Below are 20,506 nucleotides of genomic sequence, written 5' to 3' on the forward strand. Positions count from 1 at the left end.
ATAGCCTCTTGCCTGTTCCCCATACGAAGATTTGACTGTTCACAAATAATTTAGGATTGCTGTTGTTGCTTATATTGCTCTATTTTTTGCCGATTCTCTTGAATTTGCTGCTGAAGATATTGGTTATATTCATAAACCGCCTGGGTATGCTCCTCTGTCGCTAGTCTTCGGTACATAGCCGCAGTTTCCTGAGACTGACGAGAATCTGCTTTCCGTTCTCCTACTTGTTTTAAAGCTTCTTCAGCCTGCTGTGCTTCATGTTGCATGTACTGCTGAATTTTTTCGCCATGTGCTTGCAAAGATTTTCCCAGTTCTGTTGCTGGATTTTCTTGTTTTTGCAAAGATTTTCCCAGTTCGATTAATTCTTCGCCGCATTTGGTAGCGATTTCTTGATGCTGTCGGGCAATTTTTCCTTTGTTCGAGGAATAGTTTTTTTGGTCTTTAGCTAATTTTGATTCGTACATAACTATTTATTTATATAGCGATTTTATTTCCTCTGCGAACTAATTAAATTAATGAAAGAAAGCAATAGGTATCTATAAAACTCTTGTCTTTTGCCTTCTAAAATATCAATTATTAGTTTCTATTACTTCCATCATTAGAATGACTCCCTGACGCTCTTGTTGAAAGCCAATCAAAAGATTAAAGCTAATACGACATTGAAACGACTTGCCACGGCGATTAATTGCCTGTAAAGTTATGTCTTCGCTTTTTTTATCTTCATTCAAACAGTCAAGGATTGGTTCTCGCAGTTGTGCTACTGGCAAACCAATATCAAGACCCAAAACAGATTTATTTCTGACTTCATCGGCTCTTAAGCCCCAAAGGTTTTCGGCTTCATCGTTCCAACTGAGAATGTTAAATTGTCTGTCTACTACCACTACTCCCGCCTGAAGACTTCCCAAAATAGAACCCAAAAAAGCATTAGTTTGATTTAATTCAGTAGTACGAAGCCTTAGCTCATCGTTAATAGTCTGCAATTCTTCATTGGTCGATTGCAGTTCTTCGTTCATCGTTTCTAATTCTTCATTAGTCGATTGCAGTTCTTCGTTGGTGGTTTCTAGTTCTTCGTTGGTCGATTGCAGTTCTTCGTTGGTGGTTTCTAGTTCTTCGTTGGTCGATTGCAGTTCTTCGTTGGTGGTTTCTAGTTCTTCGTTACTAGACTGCAATTCCTCGTTTGCTGTTTCTAATTCCTGATTGGCTTGCTGTAGTTCTTCCTGAAGCTGATGATAGCGAGTCGTATCCGCAAAAGTTACGCTGGTTCCTAAAATTTCGCCACTTTCGTTTTGCAGCAGACAAAACTCTACGTCTAGATACTGAAAGTCATCATTTGGCAACTGACGAACTACATCGTTAACAGTAACTTTTTGACGCTCTTGATAAACTTTATCTAAATGGGAGCGTAATTCTAATGGACGATAGGAAATTTCTAAATCTTGTAAGGGACGACCGATATCGATAAAATTGAGTCCGAACATCGAACGAGCTGTGGTATTTGCCAAGCTCAAATTTCCGTTTATATCTATGACAATAAAAGCTGTAGCAACACTGTTCAAAGCTAGTTCTCGCAGTTGAACGTAGCGAGATAAATCGTTGGCATTGTTAGCGAAACTATTAGGAATTAAAATCGAACGATCGCGCCGTTTTCCCGTTTTGACCCGACGAAAAATACGATATTGTAAGTTAATAGGACTAAAAAGATTGGCGTGAGTTAACAGCATCTCTGCTTTGCCTAAAAACAGCAATCCCGAATCGTTAAGTGCGAAGTGAAAACGGCTGAGAATCTTGGCTTGAGTTTCGGCATTAAAATACATTAGCGTGTTACGACACACCAGTAAGTCCAGACGTGAAATTGGCGCGTCTTGTACTAAATCGTGACGACCAAAAATTACGGCGCGGCGCAAGTCGGAACGAAAAATATATCTTTCTCCTAATGGCTCGAAAAATCGCTCGCGTATTTCTGTTTCGATTGGTTCGAGCTTTTCTGCGCTGTAGCTAGCGGTACGCGCCTGAGCCAGAGCATCTTCATCTACATCGGTAGCGTAAATTTTAACCTGCTGGCGAAATCTTTCCAATCCTAAAATATCTGCCAAAATTATCGCCAGGCTATAGGCTTCTTCACCAGAAGCACAACCCGCACACCATACTCGGATCGGCGATGGCTCCGATTTATCCGCAATTATCCGAGACAGAGCCTGCTGCCGCAAAAAGTTCCAGGCATCGGCATCGCGAAAAAAGGAAGTAACGTTAATTAAAATGGTGTTGAATAAAGGCAGAAACTCTTCCTGATGAACCTGTAGATAGTCTAGGTAAGCTTCAAAACTATCGATATTTCGCGAGTTCATCTGTTTGACTACCCGACGCTTGAGGCTAGAGCGTTTATAACCCGTAAAGTCAAAACCCCGCGCTTGTCTGAGATATTCTAGAATTTCTTCAAAAACTCGATCTGATTCTTCGTTCATTTATTTGGTTTGGTAATCTTGTGTCTGTAAGAGGGAATGGGGAACAGAGAACAGTGATTATTTTTCTAGTTTCTTGGTCAGGCTAATAATCATTCTGCTTTCCTCTTTTAGCAAAATGATAATTGTCTCTATATCGCTTTCCTTACATAATCCTATTAGTTCTCAATAATAGATATCAATATATAGTTTGGTTGGGGTTTAAATGTTTATGTGAAAAAATAATATCTGCCATTTGTCTTCTGCCTTCTGCCTTCGCTTGTGGTATTCGCTACAATCAAAATAAAGTTAGTAGCAAATAATTGTTCCATCATTATTAAGATGGCTAGTTTTATGAGTGAATCGCGTATCTGTATCATTGGTGGTGGCTTTGGTGGTTTATATACTGCCCTGCGCCTTAGTGAGTTACCCTGGGAATCGACACTAAAACCAGAAATAACTCTAATTGATAAGAGCGATCGCTTTCTCTTTTCTCCTCTACTTTACGAGTTGATTACCGAAGAAATGCAAACCTGGGAGATTGCTCCCCCATTCGCTGAAATTTTAGAAAACACGGGAATTATTTTTCAGCAAGGTTCTGTTACCGATATCGATGTAGAAAGCAAACAGGTAAAACTAGATAAAGATAGAGAAATTGATTATGATAAATTGGTTATTTCTACAGGCAGTAAAACCCCAACCGAGATAGCTCCTGGAGCCTCAAAGTATGCTATTCCTTTCCGCAGTATCGATGATGCCTATCGCCTTAAAGAGAAATTAAGACTATTAGAAGAACTCGACCCCGAAAAGATTCGCGTAGTTATTGTCGGTGGTGGCTATAGTGGAGTAGAACTAGCCTGTAAATTGAGCGATCGCCTGGGAGCCAAAGGCAGAATTAGAATTGTCGATCGCGGCGACAAAATTCTCAAAGATAGTCCTGAATTCAATCGTGAAGCCGCAATTAAGGCATTAGAACAGCGGCAAGTTTGGCTAGATCTAGAAACCGAAGTTAGCAAAGTTGAGTTAGATACTATTTCTCTAACCTATAAAGGACAGACCGATACAATTCCTGCCGATATCGTTATGTGGACTGTAGGCGACTGTGTCGTAGAGCTAATTCAAAACTTACCTCTAGAAAAAACTCAGCGTGGCTTATTAAAAATCGAACCAACTCTTAAAGTAGTCGGTCGAGATGATATTTTTGCCCTTGGTGATATTGCCGAATGTTACGATGCTGACGGTAAGCTTTTACCCGCAACGGCACAAGTAGCTTTTCAACAGTCGGACTATTGTGCCTGGAATCTTTGGGCATCGACGACCAACCGTCCTTTACTCGATTTCCAATATCAAAATCTGGGAGAAATGATGACCTTGGGCATGGATAATGCTACCTTGAGCGGTTTGGGACTCAATCTCGATGGCTCTGTAGCATATATTGCCCGCCGTTTAGTCTATCTTTCCCGTCTGCCTACCCTCAAACATCAGCTAACGGTAGGCTTGAGTTGGATTACTCAACCTTTAGTAGAATTGCTTTCTACAGCCAATCGCTCTAGCTAGTACCGCCAGGCGGAAGTCAAAAGTTAAAAAGCTGTAATTCATAGGCTTTCAAAAAAATTAAACGGTTGCTTTATTTACGCTATAGTCTGCTGGAAATTGCGGTTTCTCTTTGCCAAATGTGCCAGTAATCACCGAGGCGACCGACAAACGCCTTGGGTTTTTCTACGTAGATTTTTTGTCCCAACCATTGAGCCGATAGCTGTAGTTGTTCGCGACGGCGATCGATTAAAGAACTTAAAATCGCAATTTCGGTATTGCTGGCTAACTCTTCCTGTCGATCGTCGATAAACTCACCGAGTACGGCTAAATCGTGGTCGTCACCCAGGTAATCTGCTAGCTGGTGGCTTTGTTTTACCCACTGTTCTAGTAGATCCGACCAGACAGGGTGCAAAATTTTAAGGTGATACCAAAGATACTTAACCTGTTTGCGCCATTCGTGTAAATTTTCTACCGTTGGCTGGTTATTAAAAATGCCGCGAGCGTCTTGATAACCATGTTGGTAAATACGTTTTAAACCCGCTCCCAATACCGACCAATCATTATCTAAAGACCAGTTGTTAATCCGTTCTTTAGCCTCTTTAATATCTGTTACTACTTCGCTAACCGCATCTTGCTGCTCGAAAACGCGATCGCTCATTAACTTGTAGTGTTCTGTTAATATTTGCTCTAAATCGCCAAATGCTTCCGGATTGACGTACTCTTGAAAATGTTTTTCCAAACTTTCTAGAGTTTCCGATAGTACCTCTGCATCTCGCACGCCAGATAAACGCCTTCCCGCATCTCGAAAACAGGCGTTTTCTTTCTTATAGGTTTTTTTGTCCAAATCATCGCGAACCAAACGAATTACCGCTCGTATTTTTTTAAACCGTTTGCGAGCATCGTGGATTGCTTCATCGCGATCGTCTTTTATCTTAACCGTTAATTCTTCGGTTGCTTTGTCAATCTGTTCGCTGATAATTCTTTTGATTTCTGTAGAGATTGATTCTCCTTCCTTGAGTTTGTATGGCATGAAATGTAAGTGGCTCTATAGTTTTTGCTGAATTAATCATCATACAATCTAATAATAACTTTCGCTTAAATACCTCTTAAACTGCATTTAGATATAGAGCCATAGTTTTAACTTCAGGCGATCGAGATTGGTTTTTACTATAATTTGGGAACTTCCCGACTGTAAAAAATTTGACTATATTAATTTATGTCCGATCGCAGCTCGCAATTTTTTCCCCCGCAACTCAATCCTTTATTTACTCGACTTTGCCAGAGCATTTCTTATCCTGCTGCTTGTCTTGCCTATCAGCTAGAATTAGCGATCGCTCCCGAAGATGTCGCCAAGCTTAAAGAAATTGAATCGGAACGCATTGTCTATCTACCCAACCATCCTACATTAGACGATGGAGTTGTAATGTTTCTCCTGTCGGCAAGAATAGGGCAATTATTTAATTACATCATCGCCCAGGAAGCTTTTCAAGGCTGGATAGGTAAATTTTTACAGACAATTGGAGCTTATTCAATTAGAAGAGGAGTTGGCGATCGCTCCAGTATCGTCCAAACTTTAAAATTACTCCAACAACCTGCTACCCATTTAGTTATTTTTCCCGAAGGGGGTTGTTCCTATCAAAATGATACGGTTATGCCTTTTCGTGCGGGAGCGATCGAACTATCTTTTAAAGCACTCGCTCAAATTGCCAAACAAGAAACCGTTCCCGACTTTTATTTAGTACCCGTAAGTTTAAAGTATCGCTATACAAGTCCTATGGACTCGGCGATCGCAAAAACTTTGAGTCATTTGGAAGCAACTTTAAAAATTACTCCTCTTACTAATGATTTTTATCAGCGTTTGCGAATCGTTGCTGAAAGAATCTTGATCGATTTAGAACATCACTACTTTAGCGGCAAACTCGATACCACACTCAACTGGAATCAACGCATCGAAAGGCTTAAAGAGTTACTAATCGATCGCTGCGAAACCAAGCTAGGATTAACCCCGGCAGATCGCTTGCCTCTACGGGAAAGAGTCTATAAAATACAGTCACTGTTAGATTCTCCCCTTCAGGCATTAGACATAACCAAAGCAACCAGAGAAGATCTCTATCAAACTACGGTACGATTATTAAATTTCGACGCTATTTACGATGGTTATGTTGCCGAGTATCCAACGGCAGAAAGGTTTTTAGATACTTTGGCGCGATTGGAACGAGAAGTTTATCAAATTAACTATCCACCCGTAAAAGGACATCGTAAAGCCTGTATTAATATCGGCTCGCCAGTTAACCTCAAAGACTACTTTACCCAATATCGAGAAAATCGCGAAGCAGTAGTCCAAAAGTTAAATCAACAATTGCAAGAAACAGTACAAAAAAATTTGACACAATCTGCTTTTGATTGACTTGATTCTGACAACGCAAATACTTGTATTTCTAATTTTTGTTTCTTTAATTAAAACTGCTTTAATTATATGAATTCTCAACTATCTTTTGAGACTGCCAAACCCAAGGTAATTTATCTCGATGCTGTAGGAACTTTATTCGGAATTAAAGGTAGCGTAGGCGAAATTTATCGAGCGATCGCTATTAAGTATGGAGTACAAGCAGAGGCTGCTGCAATCGATCGAGCTTTTATTGACAATTTTAAACAGAGTCCGCCCTTAGCTTTTCAAGAAGATCGATTAGAAGCAATTGTGCGACAAGAATTTATTTGGTGGAAAAATTTAGCCGAAGCAACGTTTACTCAAATAGAAGTTTTAGATAATTTTACTGATTTTAATGCTTTTTTTGACGAGCTATATGCTCATTTTGCAACTAAAAAACCTTGGTATATTTATTCAGACGTAGTTCCTAGCCTAAAAAAATGGCGACAACAGGGAATTCAATTAGGTGTTATTTCTAATTTTGATACCCGTCTAAATACAGTATTAAAACTGTTCGATCTCGATCTATTTTTCAGTAGTATTACCGTTTCTTCAATTGTTGGCTCTGCCAAACCAGATAAAAAAATTTTTCAAGCAGCATTAGCAAAACATAATATTAATGCTAGCCAAGCCTATCATATTGGTGATAGTTTTAACGCCGATTATCAAGGAGCAAAAAATATCGGAATTAAATCTTTTTGGTTAGATCGCTCTCAAACATCGATCGAAAATCGAGAGCGACTACCCAATTTAATGAGTCTGGGATAAACTTGTTCTTATATATTGCTAAATATGTGTAGTTTTATGTGGCAAAATAGGGGGAATTAGCTTTGGATACAACCAATCAACAAAGAATTCTAGGCTATTTCATAGAAGAAGCAAAAGAACATTTGCAAACTTTAGAACAGGGAATATTACAGCTATCTACCTCTGCAAAGGATGCCGAAACTGTAAACGAAATGTTTCGTGCGGCACATTCTGTAAAAGGTGGAGCGGCAATGCTCGGTTATACTAGCATTCAAAAAACCGCTCACCGTCTGGAAGATTCTTTCAAAGTACTTAAAGAAAATCAAATTAATGTCGATAGCAAGTTAGAAAATTTATTTTTAAACGGATACGATTGTCTTCAAGATCTGATCGAACGTTTGGAAAGCTCTAGCGATTTTAGCGACAAAGATGCCGTCGAAATTTTATCGCAGGCTGAAGATAACTTTGTAGACTTGCAAAATTATTTGAATAGCTTACTTTCTGGTGGTGATTCGAGCAGTAAGATTACTGTAGTTCTCAAACAAATGTTACAGCTATTCAAACAGCCCGATAGTGCTGAAAATCGCCAAAAACTACAGGATTTATGTCAATCATTAGCCCAAATAGCTCCAGACCAAGCTAACTGGCAAAAACTGATTAATTCTGCCAAGTTAGCAGTAAGCAACAAAAAATATCCTTATAATGCGATCGCGCAAGTAGTTATTAAAGAGCTTAAGCTAGCAGGGGATAAACTAAATGCTGGACAGGCAGATACTATAGTTCCCAGTAGAAATTTACAGCAGCTAGCGGCAACCGCAGGCGGAACTGCTGCTTCAGCAACGATAACTATTCCTAGAGAGCCACAGGCAGCAGCAGTCGCTCTAATGAAATCTTTCAACAAACAGCAACTCAAGCAGATTTGTCAAATTATCTCTAGCCGACTATAAAAACAGCAATTTTTGGGTTTTTATTTTGCTTGGGAAGATAGATTGCCAAAGTTAATCTATGTCATAATAAATTTTTATAGAACGTAAAAGGCATATTTTCCTTGGCTTTATATCATTATCACGGATATTTAATTGGGTTTTTAGAACCAGTTAATCTTTCACTTCGCTTTTTTTGCGCTTCTTCTTTACTAGGTCTTTGTGGTTGGAGCCTGGTAAGTGCAATTATGGATGCAGTGGCTAAAGCCAAGCGAATGCATCAAATTCCCTGTTCTAAATGTCGCTTTTTTACACGGGATTATCGTCTTAAGTGTACGATCCAACCTCATGCTGCTAATACAGAACTAGCGATAGATTGTTCCGACTATCAATCCAAGTAAACTCAATCTGAATTGTCAAAGATGTTAGTTCAAAAACTCAGTGAGATGGCAGAATTTGTAGCAGGAGATGGTACACAATTAAGAGAACTGCTACATCCAGACAAACAGTCTTTAGAATTGGGTTACAGTTTAGCTTGGGCGAGCGTTCCTGTCGGACAAACTTCATTACCTCATTCTCTGGAATTTTCAGAAGTTTATTATCTGATTGGCGGTCGGGGTAAAATGTTTATCGATGATGAAACTCGCGAGGTGGAAGCAGGAGACGCAATTTATATTCCACCAAATGCCAAACAATATATTCAAAATCTTGGTGAAGAACCTCTGGTATTTATTTGTATTGTCGATCCCGCCTGGAAAAAAGAAGCCGAAACGGTTTATTCAGAGGAATAAGTTATAGTCGTCTTATAAAGTGTCTAACTTTTTGGCATCAGCGCGATCGCTACCAGATCTGAAACTGTTCGTAACAAGGTAGTTTCTTCGGCATCAAAGCTATTTCCCGTATCCCTACTAAAAGAAAGCGTTCCCACTACTTTATCTTCAACGATTACAGCATAACAGGCATGAGCGGTGATGCCGAGACTGTGAAGCAGATCGAATTTAGAATTGGCTATATTTTGCACGTTGGCTATTTCTAATCTTCCTTCAGAAACAAGAGCAATACCGCAGACCGAATCATTTAAATTAACGCTCTCTATTTTCTGACGAGTTACTGTGTCAATTCCATAACTGAGTTTTAGCTGTAGATGAATTTTATCTTCGGCGATCGCACAAAAGTAATAACATTTAAGTTGCAGCAATGAAACAAGTCGATTTAATAAATTAGAAAGATATGCTTCGGAATCGGGGTGTTTGACTAGATTTATTGCCGAGTCAGACAAAAACTTAAAAAACTGGTTGTTCCTTTCTAGCTGCCATTTTGTTTGTTTTTCAGCAGTGATATCTCTAGCGATACCAATAATTTGGTCGATTTGACCTTGGCTATCTCGAATGGCAAAGCCACGATCGCTTATCCAGCGAATCGAACCATCAGGGCGAACGATACGATATTTTATTTCAGCGTCTTCTTGGTAATCAAAACTGGCAGTAGTTTCTATAATTCGTTGGCGATCGCCAGGATAAACTGTCTCAAGCCAGTTGGTGTAATTTCGATAAATCTCTTGTCTGGAGCGTCCCCAAACTCTTTCGTAGGAAGGACTGACATATAAAATCTGCGAACTTTTAGGATCTAGTATCCAAAATACATCTCGAACAATTTCTGCCAACAAAGCCAAACGTCTTTCGCTCTGTTGCATACGAGATTGTAGCTTCTGTACTTCGCTATCACAAGTAATGACGGTACGGGCAAACTCAACAGTGTTTGCTACATTGTAGATAGGATATGCCACAAGTTTGACTGCGAGCGGCGAACCGTTTTTACGAAGAAGATGCTGTTTGAGTCGATATGGCAAACTATTACTAGCCATACGTTTTAACAAGTCTATATTTTTGGCTACGTCTTCGGGGTACATTATTTCGGCAAATGTTTTACCCAAGAGTTCGGATTGAGAATAGCCTAACTTTTCGCATAGTTTTGGAGCGACAAAAATAAATTTGCCCTCAAAATCGGTTTTATAGCTGCCATCAAATTCTTCACTAGCGATCGCTACGTCATTTGTTCTATTGTTTGATAATGTTGCTAGTGGTTTTAACTCCTTTATTTCTTGAAAAAAGATGGCAACATTGTTGTGTTGGCTTTCTATCCGTTCGACGGGATAAGCATAAACGCGATACCAACGGTTCAATGCCGAAGCAAAATGCTCGAAATGAATTGCTTCGCTTGTTAGCGCGACTCGACCATAAATTTCAAACCAGTGTTTATCGTGGTTGGGAACGAGTTCGAGCATTCGTTTACCAAGAGCCTGTTTTAGTCCAGTCTGTTTTTCAAAAGCTCGATTTACCGCTACAAAACGATAATCGATGGGTTGCTGCTGGCGATCGAACAACATTTCGATAATACAAAAACCATGTTCCTGAGAAATTAATAAAGGGGAAATTTGCTTTAGCATCTAACTATCATTTTCAACTATTCAATGCTCATTGCTCATTGCTTAAAACAAAGACAATAAAGCAAATTGAATAACTGCTCGACATTTTCTAGAAAAACTATAAATATATTGCCGTCTATTATTTTTTCGCTACCTTCCAGGTAATCAGGATATCGCTCGGCTAAAATAACTGTTGGCGTATCAGTTGAAAGCGTGGTTTGCTGGTAAAGGCTTCGGATCGTTTTTAAATATTCTTCTAAAGATGTATTGACTTGGTTAATCAAAAATACGTCTGGCTTTTCAGCCAAATTCTCAATCCAAACTAGCGCGTTTTCCATATCTACTGCAACTAAAACCCGATAACCTTTGGAACGTAAATTTGTGACTAGTGGTCGGCGGGTTTCATCATCTTCTTCTAATAGTAAAACTGTCGGTACTTGTTTTTGTCTATCTCTCACTATTTTGTACCTGCTTTGATTTTGAATATTGTTTATGCCGCTATATACAGCAGCTTGTAATTGGCTTGAAACTTTATGTTCTTCGATGTTAAGCAGCACAAAATAAGCTCAAAATACCGATAATATTTCTTTGGGTATTTTGTTTTTGCTTTATAAAGTAAACTTATAATTCGCGAAAATCTTAGTTGCTAGCGATCGTTAGCTGTTAGTCTATCTGAAATTCCCAGCAGGCGATCGGATTCTTGTTTCACTACCCAAAAACATTCGCAAGCACTGTCTTCTAGTCCCTGGCGATCGATAATTTCTATATGACCGCGTGAGTATTGAATAATACCTCGATTCTGAAATTGCTTAGCACATTGAGTTACTCCTGCACGACGCACCCCTAACATATTACTGATAAATTCATGAGTTAAGTATAGTTTGTTGAAGCTAGTGCGCTCTCGTGCTTCTAGCAACCAGCGCGACATTCGTTGTTCTAAACTATGAAGTCCATTGCAGGCAACAGTTTGAGCGAGTTGAGCGATTAGTACTTGAGTATGACACAACATCAGAGTTCGCAACTCTAAATTTTTTAGAAACATCGAGCGCATTATCTGCGCGCTGGTTTTAAATGCCCGACCAGAAATTTGAACGATATATTCCGTCTGATTAGTTTCAGTGCTACTCATAAAACCATTAACACCCAAAACATCTCGATTGCCAGCCAAACCAGTCTCTATCGTTCTGCCGTCGCTCATAGTTATGGTCATCGAGAGCAAACAGTCTATGGGAAAATAAACTTCATTAATCCTTTCACCAGCTAAATGAAGGATTTCTCCCTGAGTCAAATGGGCGAGTTTTAGATGTGGTTCGAGCTGTCGATAAACACTATTGGGTAAACTCTGTAGTAAAAAGTTGTTTGCCTTTAGAGGACTTTTTTTTTAGTAGAGATACTTTTTTTATCATTCTATCTAAAGAAAATATTGGTTTATTATTATATTTAGCTTACTATTAATTTTAAGAAAGCTTCTGTACGAGCATGTACAAAAAACAATAATTTAAAAATTTGATGTTACTCAATAATGAGTTTGTTAATACAGGTAAAAGGTTAAAAGGAAAGGGTTAAAAGGTTCGATCGCTCTTTTTTCATACAATATTTATAATTGTTAACTTTTCGTCGTTTTGCGTAAGGTCAGTTAAAAAAATCTGCCACAGTTTGTACTAATCGTAATGGATTTAAAGGTTTAGTCAAATAGGCTTGATAACCACTGGCTAAAGCCCGCTGGCGATCTTCTTCTCTGGCATAAGCGGTTAAAGCGATCGCGACTATCTGTTCTCCGATTTGAGAAGGTAATGCCCGAATCTGTTCGATGAGAGTGTAGCCATCCATATCGGGCATAGCAAGATCGCCGATCAGTACGTATGGTTGAAAAGAGTCGATAATTGTCAAAACTTCATTTGCCGATGTAACCGTTCTCACCTCAGCACCGTAGGAGGTTAATACTGCCGTTAATAAATTTCTAGCATCGGCGCGATCGTCAACCGCTAAAATACGAATTCCTGTCAGATCGAGTTCTGAGGGCGGCAATTCCCTGGTGCCGTTGCTATCGAGAGGAACCTGTAGTAACGGAAGTTCGATCGTAAAGGTCGCCCCGAGTCCTTCACCCGAACTGTCAGCGATAATGGTTCCATCGTGGGCTTCTACCAAATAGCGGACAATGGCTAAACCCAAACCCAGACCGCCAAACTCTCGGGTAGTAGAAGCATCTTGCTGACGGAAAGATTCAAAAATATAGGGCAGAAAATCGGGGGCGATACCTTTTCCCGTATCGCTAACGGTAATTTGGGCAAGATCTTCTATCCGCTCTAACCGAATATCTACCCGACCTCCTGAAGGCGTAAATTTAATGGCATTAGATAGCAAATTCCAGACAATCTGCTGAAGACGTACCGGATCTCCCCATACTTTTTCCGAGGAAGATAGATCGGAATTTAGGGAAATAGAAATAGATTTAGATTCGGCTATGGTTTTAAGTGTTTCAATCGCTGCCACAACGACCGAGTTAAGAGCGACCGCAGTTGGCTTCAGTCTCAGTTTTTTTTCTAAAATTCTTGCTACATCCAGAAGATCGTCAATCAACTGAGTTTGAACTTTAGCATTTCGTTCGATAGCGGCAAGTCCTTTAGCCATTTGAGTCGAGTCTAATTTCTGCTTTTGCAGCAAAATCGACCAGCCCAAGATGGGGTTAAGAGGCGATCGCAATTCGTGAGAGAGAATAGAGAGAAATTCATCTTTTACGCGATTGGCGCGTTCGGCTTCTTGCCTTGCTTCTCGTTCTCGTTCTAAAAGCTGACTGAGTTCGGCTGCGGTTTGTAGCTGTTCGATTAGGTCGGCAGCCTGACGGGTTAGCACCTCAAGCAGATTGAGTTCCCGTTCTAGAGGTTGATGGGGTTTGCGCCAATGGGCAGAAATCATACCCACGATATGACCAGTCCGAGTGAGCAATGGTGTGGTGTATACAGATCTAATATCAGACAGACGAAAAGCCTCATAAGTCATTACGTCAGCGATAAAATCGCAGGTTTCGATATCTGGCACAAATACTCGTTCGCCTTTGTTTAAAGCCATGCCGCATACACAGGGCGAATCACTTCTTACCCGTTGCCAAGAGGCAATCGATTGCGGAGCGAAGCCTCGGGATGCCAGCAGGAGTAGCTCGTTTTGTTGCATATCGAGCATCTGCAAACTACCCATATCCGATCGCATTAAGGCAATGGTTGCATCTAGAATTTGCTCGTAAAGAGAGTTAACATCGTCTTCCTGAATTAATTGGCTGCTAATTAGCTGTAGCTGTTTGGTAGCGTTTAATTCTGCCTTCAGTATCGCCTCACTTTCTTTTAAGGCGGTTTCGGCTTGTAGACGAGCGCGACGTTCATCGGCTTCCCGTAAAGCTCGATGGACGCAAGGCACTAACCGCTCCAACCGTTGCTTGAGAACATAGTCGGTAGCTCCCTGTTTGATTGATTCGATCGCCAATTCTTCTCCCAAACTGCCAGAGACAAAGATAAATGGCATTTCAGGACACAGACGGCGAGCAATTTTTAAGGCAGAAGCACCATCAAAACCAGGAACGGCATAGTCTGCCAAAATCAGGTCAAACCGCTTAGTTTCTAGAGCTTCGATAAACTCAGCACGAGTGTCTGCCAACCACAGTTCGCAGTCAATACCGCCATCATTTAGGGTGGCTAGTAGTACTTCGGCATCTAAGGGACTGTCTTCTAGTAAGAGAAAGTTTAACATTTAGCATTAAATATTTTGGCGTTGCATCATCATTTAAAGGGTAATGGGTAAGAGGTATTGTGCATTGGTGACAAGTTAAGGCTCTGTGTCGGTTGTCAAGAGGGATTCGGAGACAAGTCCAGAGGGGGCATAGCTCTTTTAGGGCGAGGGGATTTGACTATCTCCAAGTCGCGATTTTCAGGTGCAGTTAGATAGGCGACAATATTGGTGACATTGCCTTGATTTAATGCTTGGGTAAAATGATAAATTCCGCGAAAAACCATTTCTACAGAAATAGAATTTATAGGTAAGGTAAGCTCGTCAGCAATCTCATCAGAGAGAGCGAGGAGAAGAGCAGAGAAAAGCCATGTTGCCCAGATTTGTAATTTAATCCCATTAATCGAACGCCACTTGCTTCAAGTCGGGGAACCCGCCCAACGCAGTGGCTCACCAGTCCACAAGTAACTCAAACCTAGCAACCGTTTAAGTAGAAGAAAACTTTCTTCGATTCGCCAGCGACGTGAGTAGAGAGCGCCAACCACAAAGGGAGGTAAAATCTTGGGGTCAAGTACCGAAGTAAGATATCGATACCAGCTACGACCATGACGAATCTCAACTAAACGCAAATCCAGAATGGGATTACCTTTAGGTTTGACCAAATCCTCTAGCTGTTGAGCAATTACTTTATTATCTATATTGGGATGAGTTCTATTTCTGGCGTGGTCTCTGATGCTTTTTTGTGAGTGTGCCATTTAACTTACGATTCGAGCGCTCTGGAGGACAAAATTGATATTTACTACCCAGTTTAAAATTCCAACACTCCATAACTTGACTACATTTGACAACTTTTACTTTTTCTTAACTTGTCACCAATGGGCAATAGCTCATTAAAAAATTAGCCAAAACTTATTATTGGTCCTTGAGGAACGATACCGCTAGGATTGATATGAGGATGACTTTGATAATAGTGCAGTTTGATATGTTCTAGATTGCAAGTTTCTTTAACTCCTGGATGCTGATAGATTTTTTTGAGATAGCTCCACAAATTAGGATAATCCCAAATATGGCGCAGATTGCATTTAAAGTGTACGTAGTAAACGGCATCAAAACGAAATAGGGTAGTAAACATACAAATGTCGGCTTCTGTTAGTACGTCGCCGCAGAGATATTGCTGTTTATCTAATACTTTTTCCCAGTAATTCAAAGCGGAAAATAATTCTGTAACTGCTTCCTCGTAAGCAGCTTGCGATCGCGCAAATCCTGCTCGGTAAACGCCATTGTTAATTGGTTGATAGATATCGTCGATCGCCTTGTCAATTTCTGTTTGTAGCTTTTGAGGATATAAATCTACAGAGTTTTTGGCAATTGCTTCTAGTTCCGTATCTAACATTCGTATAATTTCGCGAGATTCGTTATTAACTATCGTTCCAGTTTGCTTGTCCCACAAAATAGGTACGGTAACTCTGCCTGTATAGTTGGGGTCGGCTTTGGCATATACTTCTCTTAAATAACTGGCATGATTGACAGTATCGGGAACGGTGTCTTTAAAATCAGAAAATTCCCATCCGCCTTCTGCCATCAACGGATCGACTACTGAGATGCTAATAGCATCTTCTAATCCCTTCAAACTTCGCATAATTAAAGTGCGATGTGCCCAGGGACAGGCATAGGAAACATAAAGATGGTATCTGTCGGCGGCGGTAGGAAAACCACTAGAACCGTCAGCAGTTAGGCGATCGCGAAAGGTGGTAGGATTGCGCTGAAAACGCCCTTTATCGTCTTTTTCGTATTCTTCGTTTGTCCATTTACCATCGATCATCATTCCCGTTGCCATAATCTCGCTCCCATTTCTCTAGATAGCTATTGCGATCGCCTTTATATTAGTGTCTGAGGCAATCTTCTGTTTAATTTTAAACTTTCACCAATTGTTCGACTAATTTCAAGCTAAAAATACTGGTAAATTTGCGGTTAGGTAATTATAGCCACAGAGCATAGGCTAGAAGAGATGTCATGGTTGAGTAGCTGATGCTGGCAAGAGTTTGGAGTGCTGCGATCGCAGGAATTGACGCGATTAAGGTAGGGGTAGAAGTAGACATATCGGGAGGACTGCCAAAGGTTATCGTCGTGGGGTTGCCCGATATGGCAGTACAGGAATCTAGAGAGAGGGTGAGAGCAGCATTAAAAAATGCAGGTTTTGCTTTCCCCGTACGTAAAATCGTAATCAATCTCACGCCAGCCGATTTACGCAAAGAAGGACCGAGTTTCGATCTGCCTATTAGCGTGGGAATTTTAGCGGCATCCGAACAGATTAATCCCCAACTGTTAGGAGACTACTTATTTTATGGCGAGGTTTCTTTAGACGGTACTTTAAGAGCGGTGTCGGGAGTTTTACCCATCGCTGCTGCCGCTCAAAAATTAGGCATTACGGGTTTGGTAGTACCTGCTAATAACGCCCAAGAAGCAGCTGTGGTTAAAGACTTAAACGTTTTTGGCTTTAATCACCTAAAAGAAGTAGCCAGCTTTTTAGATCGTCCTCAGCAACATCAGCCAGTAACTTTAGAAACTAGCTCGGCAAAACCACAGCTTTATGATTATGCCAATCTTAAAGACGTTAAAGGTCAAGTTCACGCTCGTCGCGCTTTAGAAATTGCTGCGGCAGGAGGGCATAATTACCTGTTATCTGCATCTAAAACGCTGTAATCCAAAATATAAAAGCTTTTTGCTTTATGGACATATCCACTAAGCTTAATTAAAGATATTTTCTAATCAAACGCCCTTCCTCTATGAAATTTAAAGGAAAGCCTATACTGTTATTGGGCAACAAAGAAAGGATTGTCATGTAGTCATCATACCGCTGCACGAAGCGAAACTCGCCGAAGCGAGCGGTAGCCCATTTTTCAGTAATTTTATTTTTAGCCTGACAGTCAAAGATCCAGAAGCAAGTGATTTTTTGCTTGGCAAAATGTGCCGTTTCGGTATCTAAAGATTCTAGAGAGATGGGTTCGGTTTGATATTTGTAAACGATTTTTGGTTTGTTTCCGTCCAAAAGAAAAATACAGTCGCGATCGTTATGTTTGACGCTCAAAAAATATAGATTTGCATCAATTGTAAGCTCTTTTAAATATTCTTTCAGCCAAAGTATTACTGGCTTTTCTTGTGAATAAGGGTTAAGCCGAGGAGAAATACTATGGGTTTCTGGAATGATATTAAGTGTAAAACTAAATCTACTACTGCTAATTTTAAAGCCGCAGACTTTCATTTCGTAAGCCGCAAACTGCGATCTCTTCTTGTATAATTTTGGACGATTTTTTGCTTCTCGCAGACTATTTGGTGTTGAGCGTAAGTAAAGATTGGAAACTTTTTGGTTCTCAATTAATTTAACAGGGCTTTTGATTTCATTCAATCTCAAAAAATCTTACCTCCCCAGCAGTGCGCTCGCACCACTTTTTTATCTCTGGATTCAAAGATTTTCGCCCAAAATACCAGTAGGGCGCAATACCCAATGATTGATAATCCTGGTTTCTGCTTTCTAGCTCTTTTACAGTAATCGGAGAAATTTGCGCTTCGTGAGCTTCGACAGGTACATCTCTATAAAGCAGGGCGACATCGATAATTCTGCCAATTGCTTTGACGGGACATTCAATATCGACTCGATAGTTATTTCTAAGTTCCTTGCTAAGTTCGCTCAGTCTTTTAGTTAATAAGTCGTATATTATTTTCTTACACTCTAGATGAACCCAGCTTTCTCCTGCTGAGGGGCATTTTTGTGGCGGAGCGTTGTGAACGAAGTGTAATAAGTATCCTACGCGCTCGCGACAATGCATTGCCGCACCACAATAAATACAGACAATATTTTGGTGCTTGGCGATTAACTCTAGTTTGGAAGAATAATTAAAAGATATTATTTTCTGTTTGGTAGCAGCATCTAAAGCTTTAAAAGGCATATTAAAACACACCCTCGATATCACTGGTACGAACTTATTTTATCCGTATCTAAAATGCTTCAGCTTTACTTTTAAAAGCTTTTTACTTTGTATTTATAGACACATCTATCAAGCTACCGTATTACCTTTCAAATACCGAAGAATGACATTGTATGTGTAACCGCTATGCTTCCAATATATAGAATGCTCTTTTCGTAATTCGTCTATCTTCTTAAATGCTTGCACCAACCTTCTCTTCGCCTTGTCATAACCAAGCGATTCGCAAAGACGATGAATCTCTTGCCCACGAGAACTTTCTATAGAATCGTTTATGGCGATCAAATGTTTCCAAAAATATATCCCAGAGGATTCCAAGCCAGCATTAATCTTTGTCTTATTCAATAAGCTTCTACGTCTTTTCTAGATGTTTGCGTAATTTGGGCGGCGCATAGGATCGTAAAAAACTATTTAATTTACTGCCAAACTGTTATTGTAGTTTAACTGAAACTTGGATATAAAAGTAAATTTTTAGTATATTTCATTCTAAAGTTTGCATAAATTTTTTCAAAAACCGTATATATCTAGTATAAATTATTAGATATTCTAATTCTAATTTTTGCGTACTTACTCTAGTAGTGATTTCTCTCTTGTCTACATGTAGAATTGTGTGCGACTATTTAATAGTCCAAAACATGGAGTGATTTTGATGCTACAAGTAGTACAATTAAAACCATCACTAAAATATCTCGAATAGACTATATCATTATCAATTAGAGATTGTACAATAAATTCACCACACGAAAAACATAGAAAAATCATGAAAAAAACTAGTTCTAAAAGAAGAAGGAGCGAAATAAGTTCATCTGAATACCGTACCTCAACTAGTTTTGATGATAATTTTTACAATGAAAGAGAAGACGTTTTGCACGAAGCCAGACTTATACATAAAGCTGGAGTGATTCAAGATAACGCTTATTTCTCTTCAAGCGAGGCAGATATAAACTTAGAAAACACTAAAAATTTTCAAAAATTAGTTGAAAAATTAGCTAGTTAAATCAAAATTCGACAAAATACTTAATTTTCCAGAGTAGGACGGCTTTTAAAAGAATATAGATATGCTATTTTATTTTTTAGTACATCTATGTTCTTTTTTAAATGTTTTATTCATTGATGTTATTAAACATTTCTACATCAAGCATTAATATTGAAGAAGTAATAGTATTAGCCTTTGGACTGCTTGGTATTTTATTAGGAATAATATTTGTAACAGATGGTTGGCGTTCTCCTTCTGAAAGAGACAGTGGATTTTTGGATAAATCTCCAAAGCTTAGAGGGTTAGTAGCAATAATTGGTGGTGGCGTTATACCCACAGTAACAGATTTTTTAAGAATTTTATCGGAAGGAAGTAATGATATATCCTCTAATTTAGCATTATCAATATATACACTATTTGTTGTCTCTACTATACTTGTTGGACTTTTAGTCCTTATAGTATATTCTTTTATTGTTGCTTACAATGCTCTTCTTGAATCAGGAATTAATAAGAATTTCTTTAAGTTAGCTATAAAATCTTTACCGTATGTTGTGATTGCATTTCAGAGTGGTAACGACAGATTCAAATATGAAATTGATAAAATATCTCAAGTTAGTATTGTTTTAAATCAGCAAAAAGAAATATCAGAAAAACAACGCGACAGTGCAGTAAGCTTTTTAATAGGCGTATTTACAGCTCTAGTTGACAACAATGTAAAGCATATAGCTGGAGCTGTGAATTTTATTAGATTTATTGAAAAGTATTTTACAATATTCGTTGAGCTTTTTTTGGAAAATTCTTCAACACTTAAATATCATCGAATATCTTTGTATTGCAGAGATGAAAATGATGACAAACTATATTTTGTAGCAGGAATAAATCCTTGGAATAATCTTCATACAAAAGATCCATTATCATTACAAGATAGTTTTGCGGGATGGGCATTAACGCATCCTCAGCAAGTTAATATTTGGACACCTTCTTCTCCAAATAACATTCCTTTTGAGAAAAGAGAAGTTACTAGCAAATATAAGTTTATAGCTGCTTGTGCAGTTCTTCCTATAGATAGCATCACGGGAGCTACAAAACCGAAAATGGTTTTATGTATTGATACCGTTAAAGACACAATTGATTGTCTAAATGAAAATAGCCCCTACAGAGATTTCACCAGAAAAATGATTATTTTTTTATCGATTGTAGTAGCAACCGCTCAAAGTTCAATGGAGGTGTCAGAACAAGATTTGCTTTCAGAGTCAAAAAAAAGCAAGTAAATTTTGAGAAACAATATGAACAAGGGTGCAAAGTTCTATTAAGCATTTATCTTTAAAATGAT

Annotated in this window: 20 protein-coding genes and 1 pseudogene; 9 read left to right on the forward strand and 12 right to left on the reverse strand. The window is 39.2% G+C overall.

What is annotated here, in order from left to right:
• Positions 1–50: 50 nt before the first annotated feature.
• A complete protein-coding gene (locus tag KV40_RS03230; protein ID WP_036477947.1) occupies positions 51–464 on the reverse strand; it encodes a hypothetical protein in 414 nt (137 codons plus the stop codon).
• A 105-nt stretch (positions 465–569) separates the two neighbouring features.
• Entirely contained in the window at positions 570–2,462 is a 1,893-nt protein-coding gene (locus KV40_RS03235; protein ID WP_036477950.1) for a CheR family methyltransferase, read from the reverse strand.
• 330 nt (positions 2,463–2,792) lie between these two features.
• On the opposite strand from KV40_RS03235, the gene KV40_RS03240 reads away from it, so the two are divergent.
• On the forward strand, positions 2,793–3,995 hold the full coding sequence (locus KV40_RS03240; RefSeq protein ID WP_036478129.1) for an NAD(P)/FAD-dependent oxidoreductase: 1,203 nt from the start codon (positions 2,793–2,795) through the stop codon (positions 3,993–3,995).
• 79 nt (positions 3,996–4,074) lie between these two features.
• Here KV40_RS03240 and KV40_RS03245 read toward each other — a convergent pair whose 3' ends face one another.
• The gene (locus tag KV40_RS03245; RefSeq protein ID WP_052055307.1) at positions 4,075–5,004 is read right to left on the reverse strand and encodes a CHAD domain-containing protein; all 930 of its coding nucleotides are present in this window, start codon (positions 5,002–5,004) and stop codon (positions 4,075–4,077) included.
• Positions 5,005–5,190: 186 nt separating this feature from the next.
• On the opposite strand from KV40_RS03245, the gene KV40_RS03250 reads away from it, so the two are divergent.
• From KV40_RS03250 to KV40_RS03270, 5 genes are all read left to right on the forward strand, one after another.
• Positions 5,191–6,381 carry a 1-acyl-sn-glycerol-3-phosphate acyltransferase gene (locus tag KV40_RS03250; protein ID WP_036477954.1) on the forward strand — a complete coding sequence of 397 codons (1,191 nt, stop codon included), beginning with the start codon at positions 5,191–5,193 and terminating at the stop codon, positions 6,379–6,381.
• Positions 6,382–6,450: 69 nt separating this feature from the next.
• Complete coding sequence (locus KV40_RS03255; protein ID WP_036477957.1) at positions 6,451–7,170, forward strand: HAD-IA family hydrolase; 720 nt, start codon at positions 6,451–6,453, stop codon at positions 7,168–7,170.
• A 62-nt stretch (positions 7,171–7,232) separates the two neighbouring features.
• Positions 7,233–8,096: an Hpt domain-containing protein gene (locus tag KV40_RS03260; protein WP_036477960.1), complete on the forward strand. Its 864-nt coding sequence runs from the start codon at positions 7,233–7,235 to the stop codon at positions 8,094–8,096.
• 101 nt (positions 8,097–8,197) lie between these two features.
• Positions 8,198–8,473 carry a hypothetical protein gene (locus tag KV40_RS03265; protein WP_052055308.1) on the forward strand — a complete coding sequence of 92 codons (276 nt, stop codon included), beginning with the start codon at positions 8,198–8,200 and terminating at the stop codon, positions 8,471–8,473.
• A 21-nt stretch (positions 8,474–8,494) separates the two neighbouring features.
• Entirely contained in the window at positions 8,495–8,863 is a 369-nt protein-coding gene (locus KV40_RS03270; protein ID WP_036477963.1) for a cupin domain-containing protein, read from the forward strand.
• 23 nt (positions 8,864–8,886) lie between these two features.
• Here the strand turns inward: KV40_RS03270 and KV40_RS03275 are convergent, their stop codons facing one another.
• From KV40_RS03275 to KV40_RS03305, 7 genes are all read right to left on the reverse strand, one after another.
• Positions 8,887–10,518 (reverse strand): PAS domain S-box protein, encoded by a 1,632-nt coding sequence (locus KV40_RS03275; RefSeq protein WP_036477965.1) that lies wholly within the window; start codon positions 10,516–10,518, stop codon positions 8,887–8,889.
• A gap of 35 nt (positions 10,519–10,553) precedes the next feature.
• Positions 10,554–10,955, reverse strand: a complete 402-nt coding sequence (locus KV40_RS03280) for a hypothetical protein (protein WP_156113925.1) — start codon at positions 10,953–10,955, stop codon at positions 10,554–10,556.
• Between the two features lie 188 nt (positions 10,956–11,143).
• Entirely contained in the window at positions 11,144–11,785 is a 642-nt protein-coding gene (locus KV40_RS03285; protein WP_072013761.1) for a Crp/Fnr family transcriptional regulator, read from the reverse strand.
• A 344-nt stretch (positions 11,786–12,129) separates the two neighbouring features.
• Positions 12,130–14,238: a response regulator gene (locus tag KV40_RS03290; RefSeq protein WP_052055309.1), complete on the reverse strand. Its 2,109-nt coding sequence runs from the start codon at positions 14,236–14,238 to the stop codon at positions 12,130–12,132.
• A 95-nt stretch (positions 14,239–14,333) separates the two neighbouring features.
• Positions 14,334–14,501 (reverse strand): hypothetical protein, encoded by a 168-nt coding sequence (locus KV40_RS37210; protein WP_156113926.1) that lies wholly within the window; start codon positions 14,499–14,501, stop codon positions 14,334–14,336.
• Between the two features lie 132 nt (positions 14,502–14,633).
• Positions 14,634–14,969, reverse strand: a complete 336-nt coding sequence (locus KV40_RS37215) for a transposase (protein ID WP_036477975.1) — start codon at positions 14,967–14,969, stop codon at positions 14,634–14,636.
• Positions 14,970–15,112: 143 nt separating this feature from the next.
• On the reverse strand, positions 15,113–16,051 hold the full coding sequence (locus KV40_RS03305) for a glutathione S-transferase family protein (protein WP_036477980.1): 939 nt from the start codon (positions 16,049–16,051) through the stop codon (positions 15,113–15,115).
• A 191-nt stretch (positions 16,052–16,242) separates the two neighbouring features.
• Between KV40_RS03305 and KV40_RS03310 the strand changes: the two are divergent.
• Positions 16,243–16,893: pseudogene (locus KV40_RS03310) on the forward strand (magnesium chelatase domain-containing protein); the annotation flags it as partial.
• A gap of 73 nt (positions 16,894–16,966) precedes the next feature.
• Here KV40_RS03310 and KV40_RS03315 read toward each other — a convergent pair.
• Positions 16,967–17,620, reverse strand: coding sequence for a hypothetical protein (locus tag KV40_RS03315; RefSeq protein WP_036477984.1), 654 nt, complete (start codon positions 17,618–17,620; stop codon positions 16,967–16,969).
• Entirely contained in the window at positions 17,613–18,161 is a 549-nt protein-coding gene (locus KV40_RS31765) for a competence protein CoiA family protein (protein ID WP_052055310.1), read from the reverse strand. The genes KV40_RS03315 and KV40_RS31765 overlap by 8 nt, the downstream gene beginning before the upstream one ends.
• A 796-nt stretch (positions 18,162–18,957) precedes the next feature.
• Between KV40_RS31765 and KV40_RS03330 the strand changes: the two genes are divergently transcribed.
• Both KV40_RS03330 and KV40_RS03335 read left to right on the forward strand, forming a co-directional pair.
• Positions 18,958–19,194 carry a hypothetical protein gene (locus KV40_RS03330; protein ID WP_036477989.1) on the forward strand — a complete coding sequence of 79 codons (237 nt, stop codon included), beginning with the start codon at positions 18,958–18,960 and terminating at the stop codon, positions 19,192–19,194.
• Positions 19,195–19,310: 116 nt separating this feature from the next.
• Positions 19,311–20,444 carry a hypothetical protein gene (locus KV40_RS03335; protein ID WP_036477992.1) on the forward strand — a complete coding sequence of 378 codons (1,134 nt, stop codon included), beginning with the start codon at positions 19,311–19,313 and terminating at the stop codon, positions 20,442–20,444.
• Positions 20,445–20,506: the final 62 nt, after the last annotated feature.

This window comes from Myxosarcina sp. GI1 (assembly GCF_000756305.1).
Taxonomy (GTDB): domain Bacteria; phylum Cyanobacteriota; class Cyanobacteriia; order Cyanobacteriales; family Xenococcaceae; genus Myxosarcina.

Excerpts from the sequence above, each read along its gene's own strand:
- KV40_RS03255 (WP_036477957.1), top strand. The coding sequence starts at position 6,451 with ATGAATTCTCAACTATCTTTTGAGACTGCCAAACCCAAGGTAATTTAT.
- KV40_RS37210 (WP_156113926.1), bottom strand. The coding sequence starts at position 14,501 with ATGGTTTTTCGCGGAATTTATCATTTTACCCAAGCATTAAATCAAGGC.
- KV40_RS03230 (WP_036477947.1), bottom strand. The coding sequence starts at position 464 with ATGTACGAATCAAAATTAGCTAAAGACCAAAAAAACTATTCCTCGAAC.
- KV40_RS03245 (WP_052055307.1), bottom strand. The coding sequence starts at position 5,004 with ATGCCATACAAACTCAAGGAAGGAGAATCAATCTCTACAGAAATCAAA.
- KV40_RS03335 (WP_036477992.1), top strand. The coding sequence starts at position 19,311 with ATGTTATTAAACATTTCTACATCAAGCATTAATATTGAAGAAGTAATA.
- KV40_RS03290 (WP_052055309.1), bottom strand. The coding sequence starts at position 14,238 with ATGTTAAACTTTCTCTTACTAGAAGACAGTCCCTTAGATGCCGAAGTA.
- KV40_RS03275 (WP_036477965.1), bottom strand. The coding sequence starts at position 10,518 with ATGCTAAAGCAAATTTCCCCTTTATTAATTTCTCAGGAACATGGTTTT.
- KV40_RS03305 (WP_036477980.1), bottom strand. The coding sequence starts at position 16,051 with ATGGCAACGGGAATGATGATCGATGGTAAATGGACAAACGAAGAATAC.
- KV40_RS03330 (WP_036477989.1), top strand. The coding sequence starts at position 18,958 with ATGAAAAAAACTAGTTCTAAAAGAAGAAGGAGCGAAATAAGTTCATCT.
- KV40_RS37215 (WP_036477975.1), bottom strand. The coding sequence starts at position 14,969 with ATGGCACACTCACAAAAAAGCATCAGAGACCACGCCAGAAATAGAACT.
- KV40_RS03235 (WP_036477950.1), bottom strand. The coding sequence starts at position 2,462 with ATGAACGAAGAATCAGATCGAGTTTTTGAAGAAATTCTAGAATATCTC.
- KV40_RS31765 (WP_052055310.1), bottom strand. The coding sequence starts at position 18,161 with ATGCCTTTTAAAGCTTTAGATGCTGCTACCAAACAGAAAATAATATCT.
- KV40_RS03240 (WP_036478129.1), top strand. The coding sequence starts at position 2,793 with ATGAGTGAATCGCGTATCTGTATCATTGGTGGTGGCTTTGGTGGTTTA.
- KV40_RS03250 (WP_036477954.1), top strand. The coding sequence starts at position 5,191 with ATGTCCGATCGCAGCTCGCAATTTTTTCCCCCGCAACTCAATCCTTTA.
- KV40_RS03270 (WP_036477963.1), top strand. The coding sequence starts at position 8,495 with ATGTTAGTTCAAAAACTCAGTGAGATGGCAGAATTTGTAGCAGGAGAT.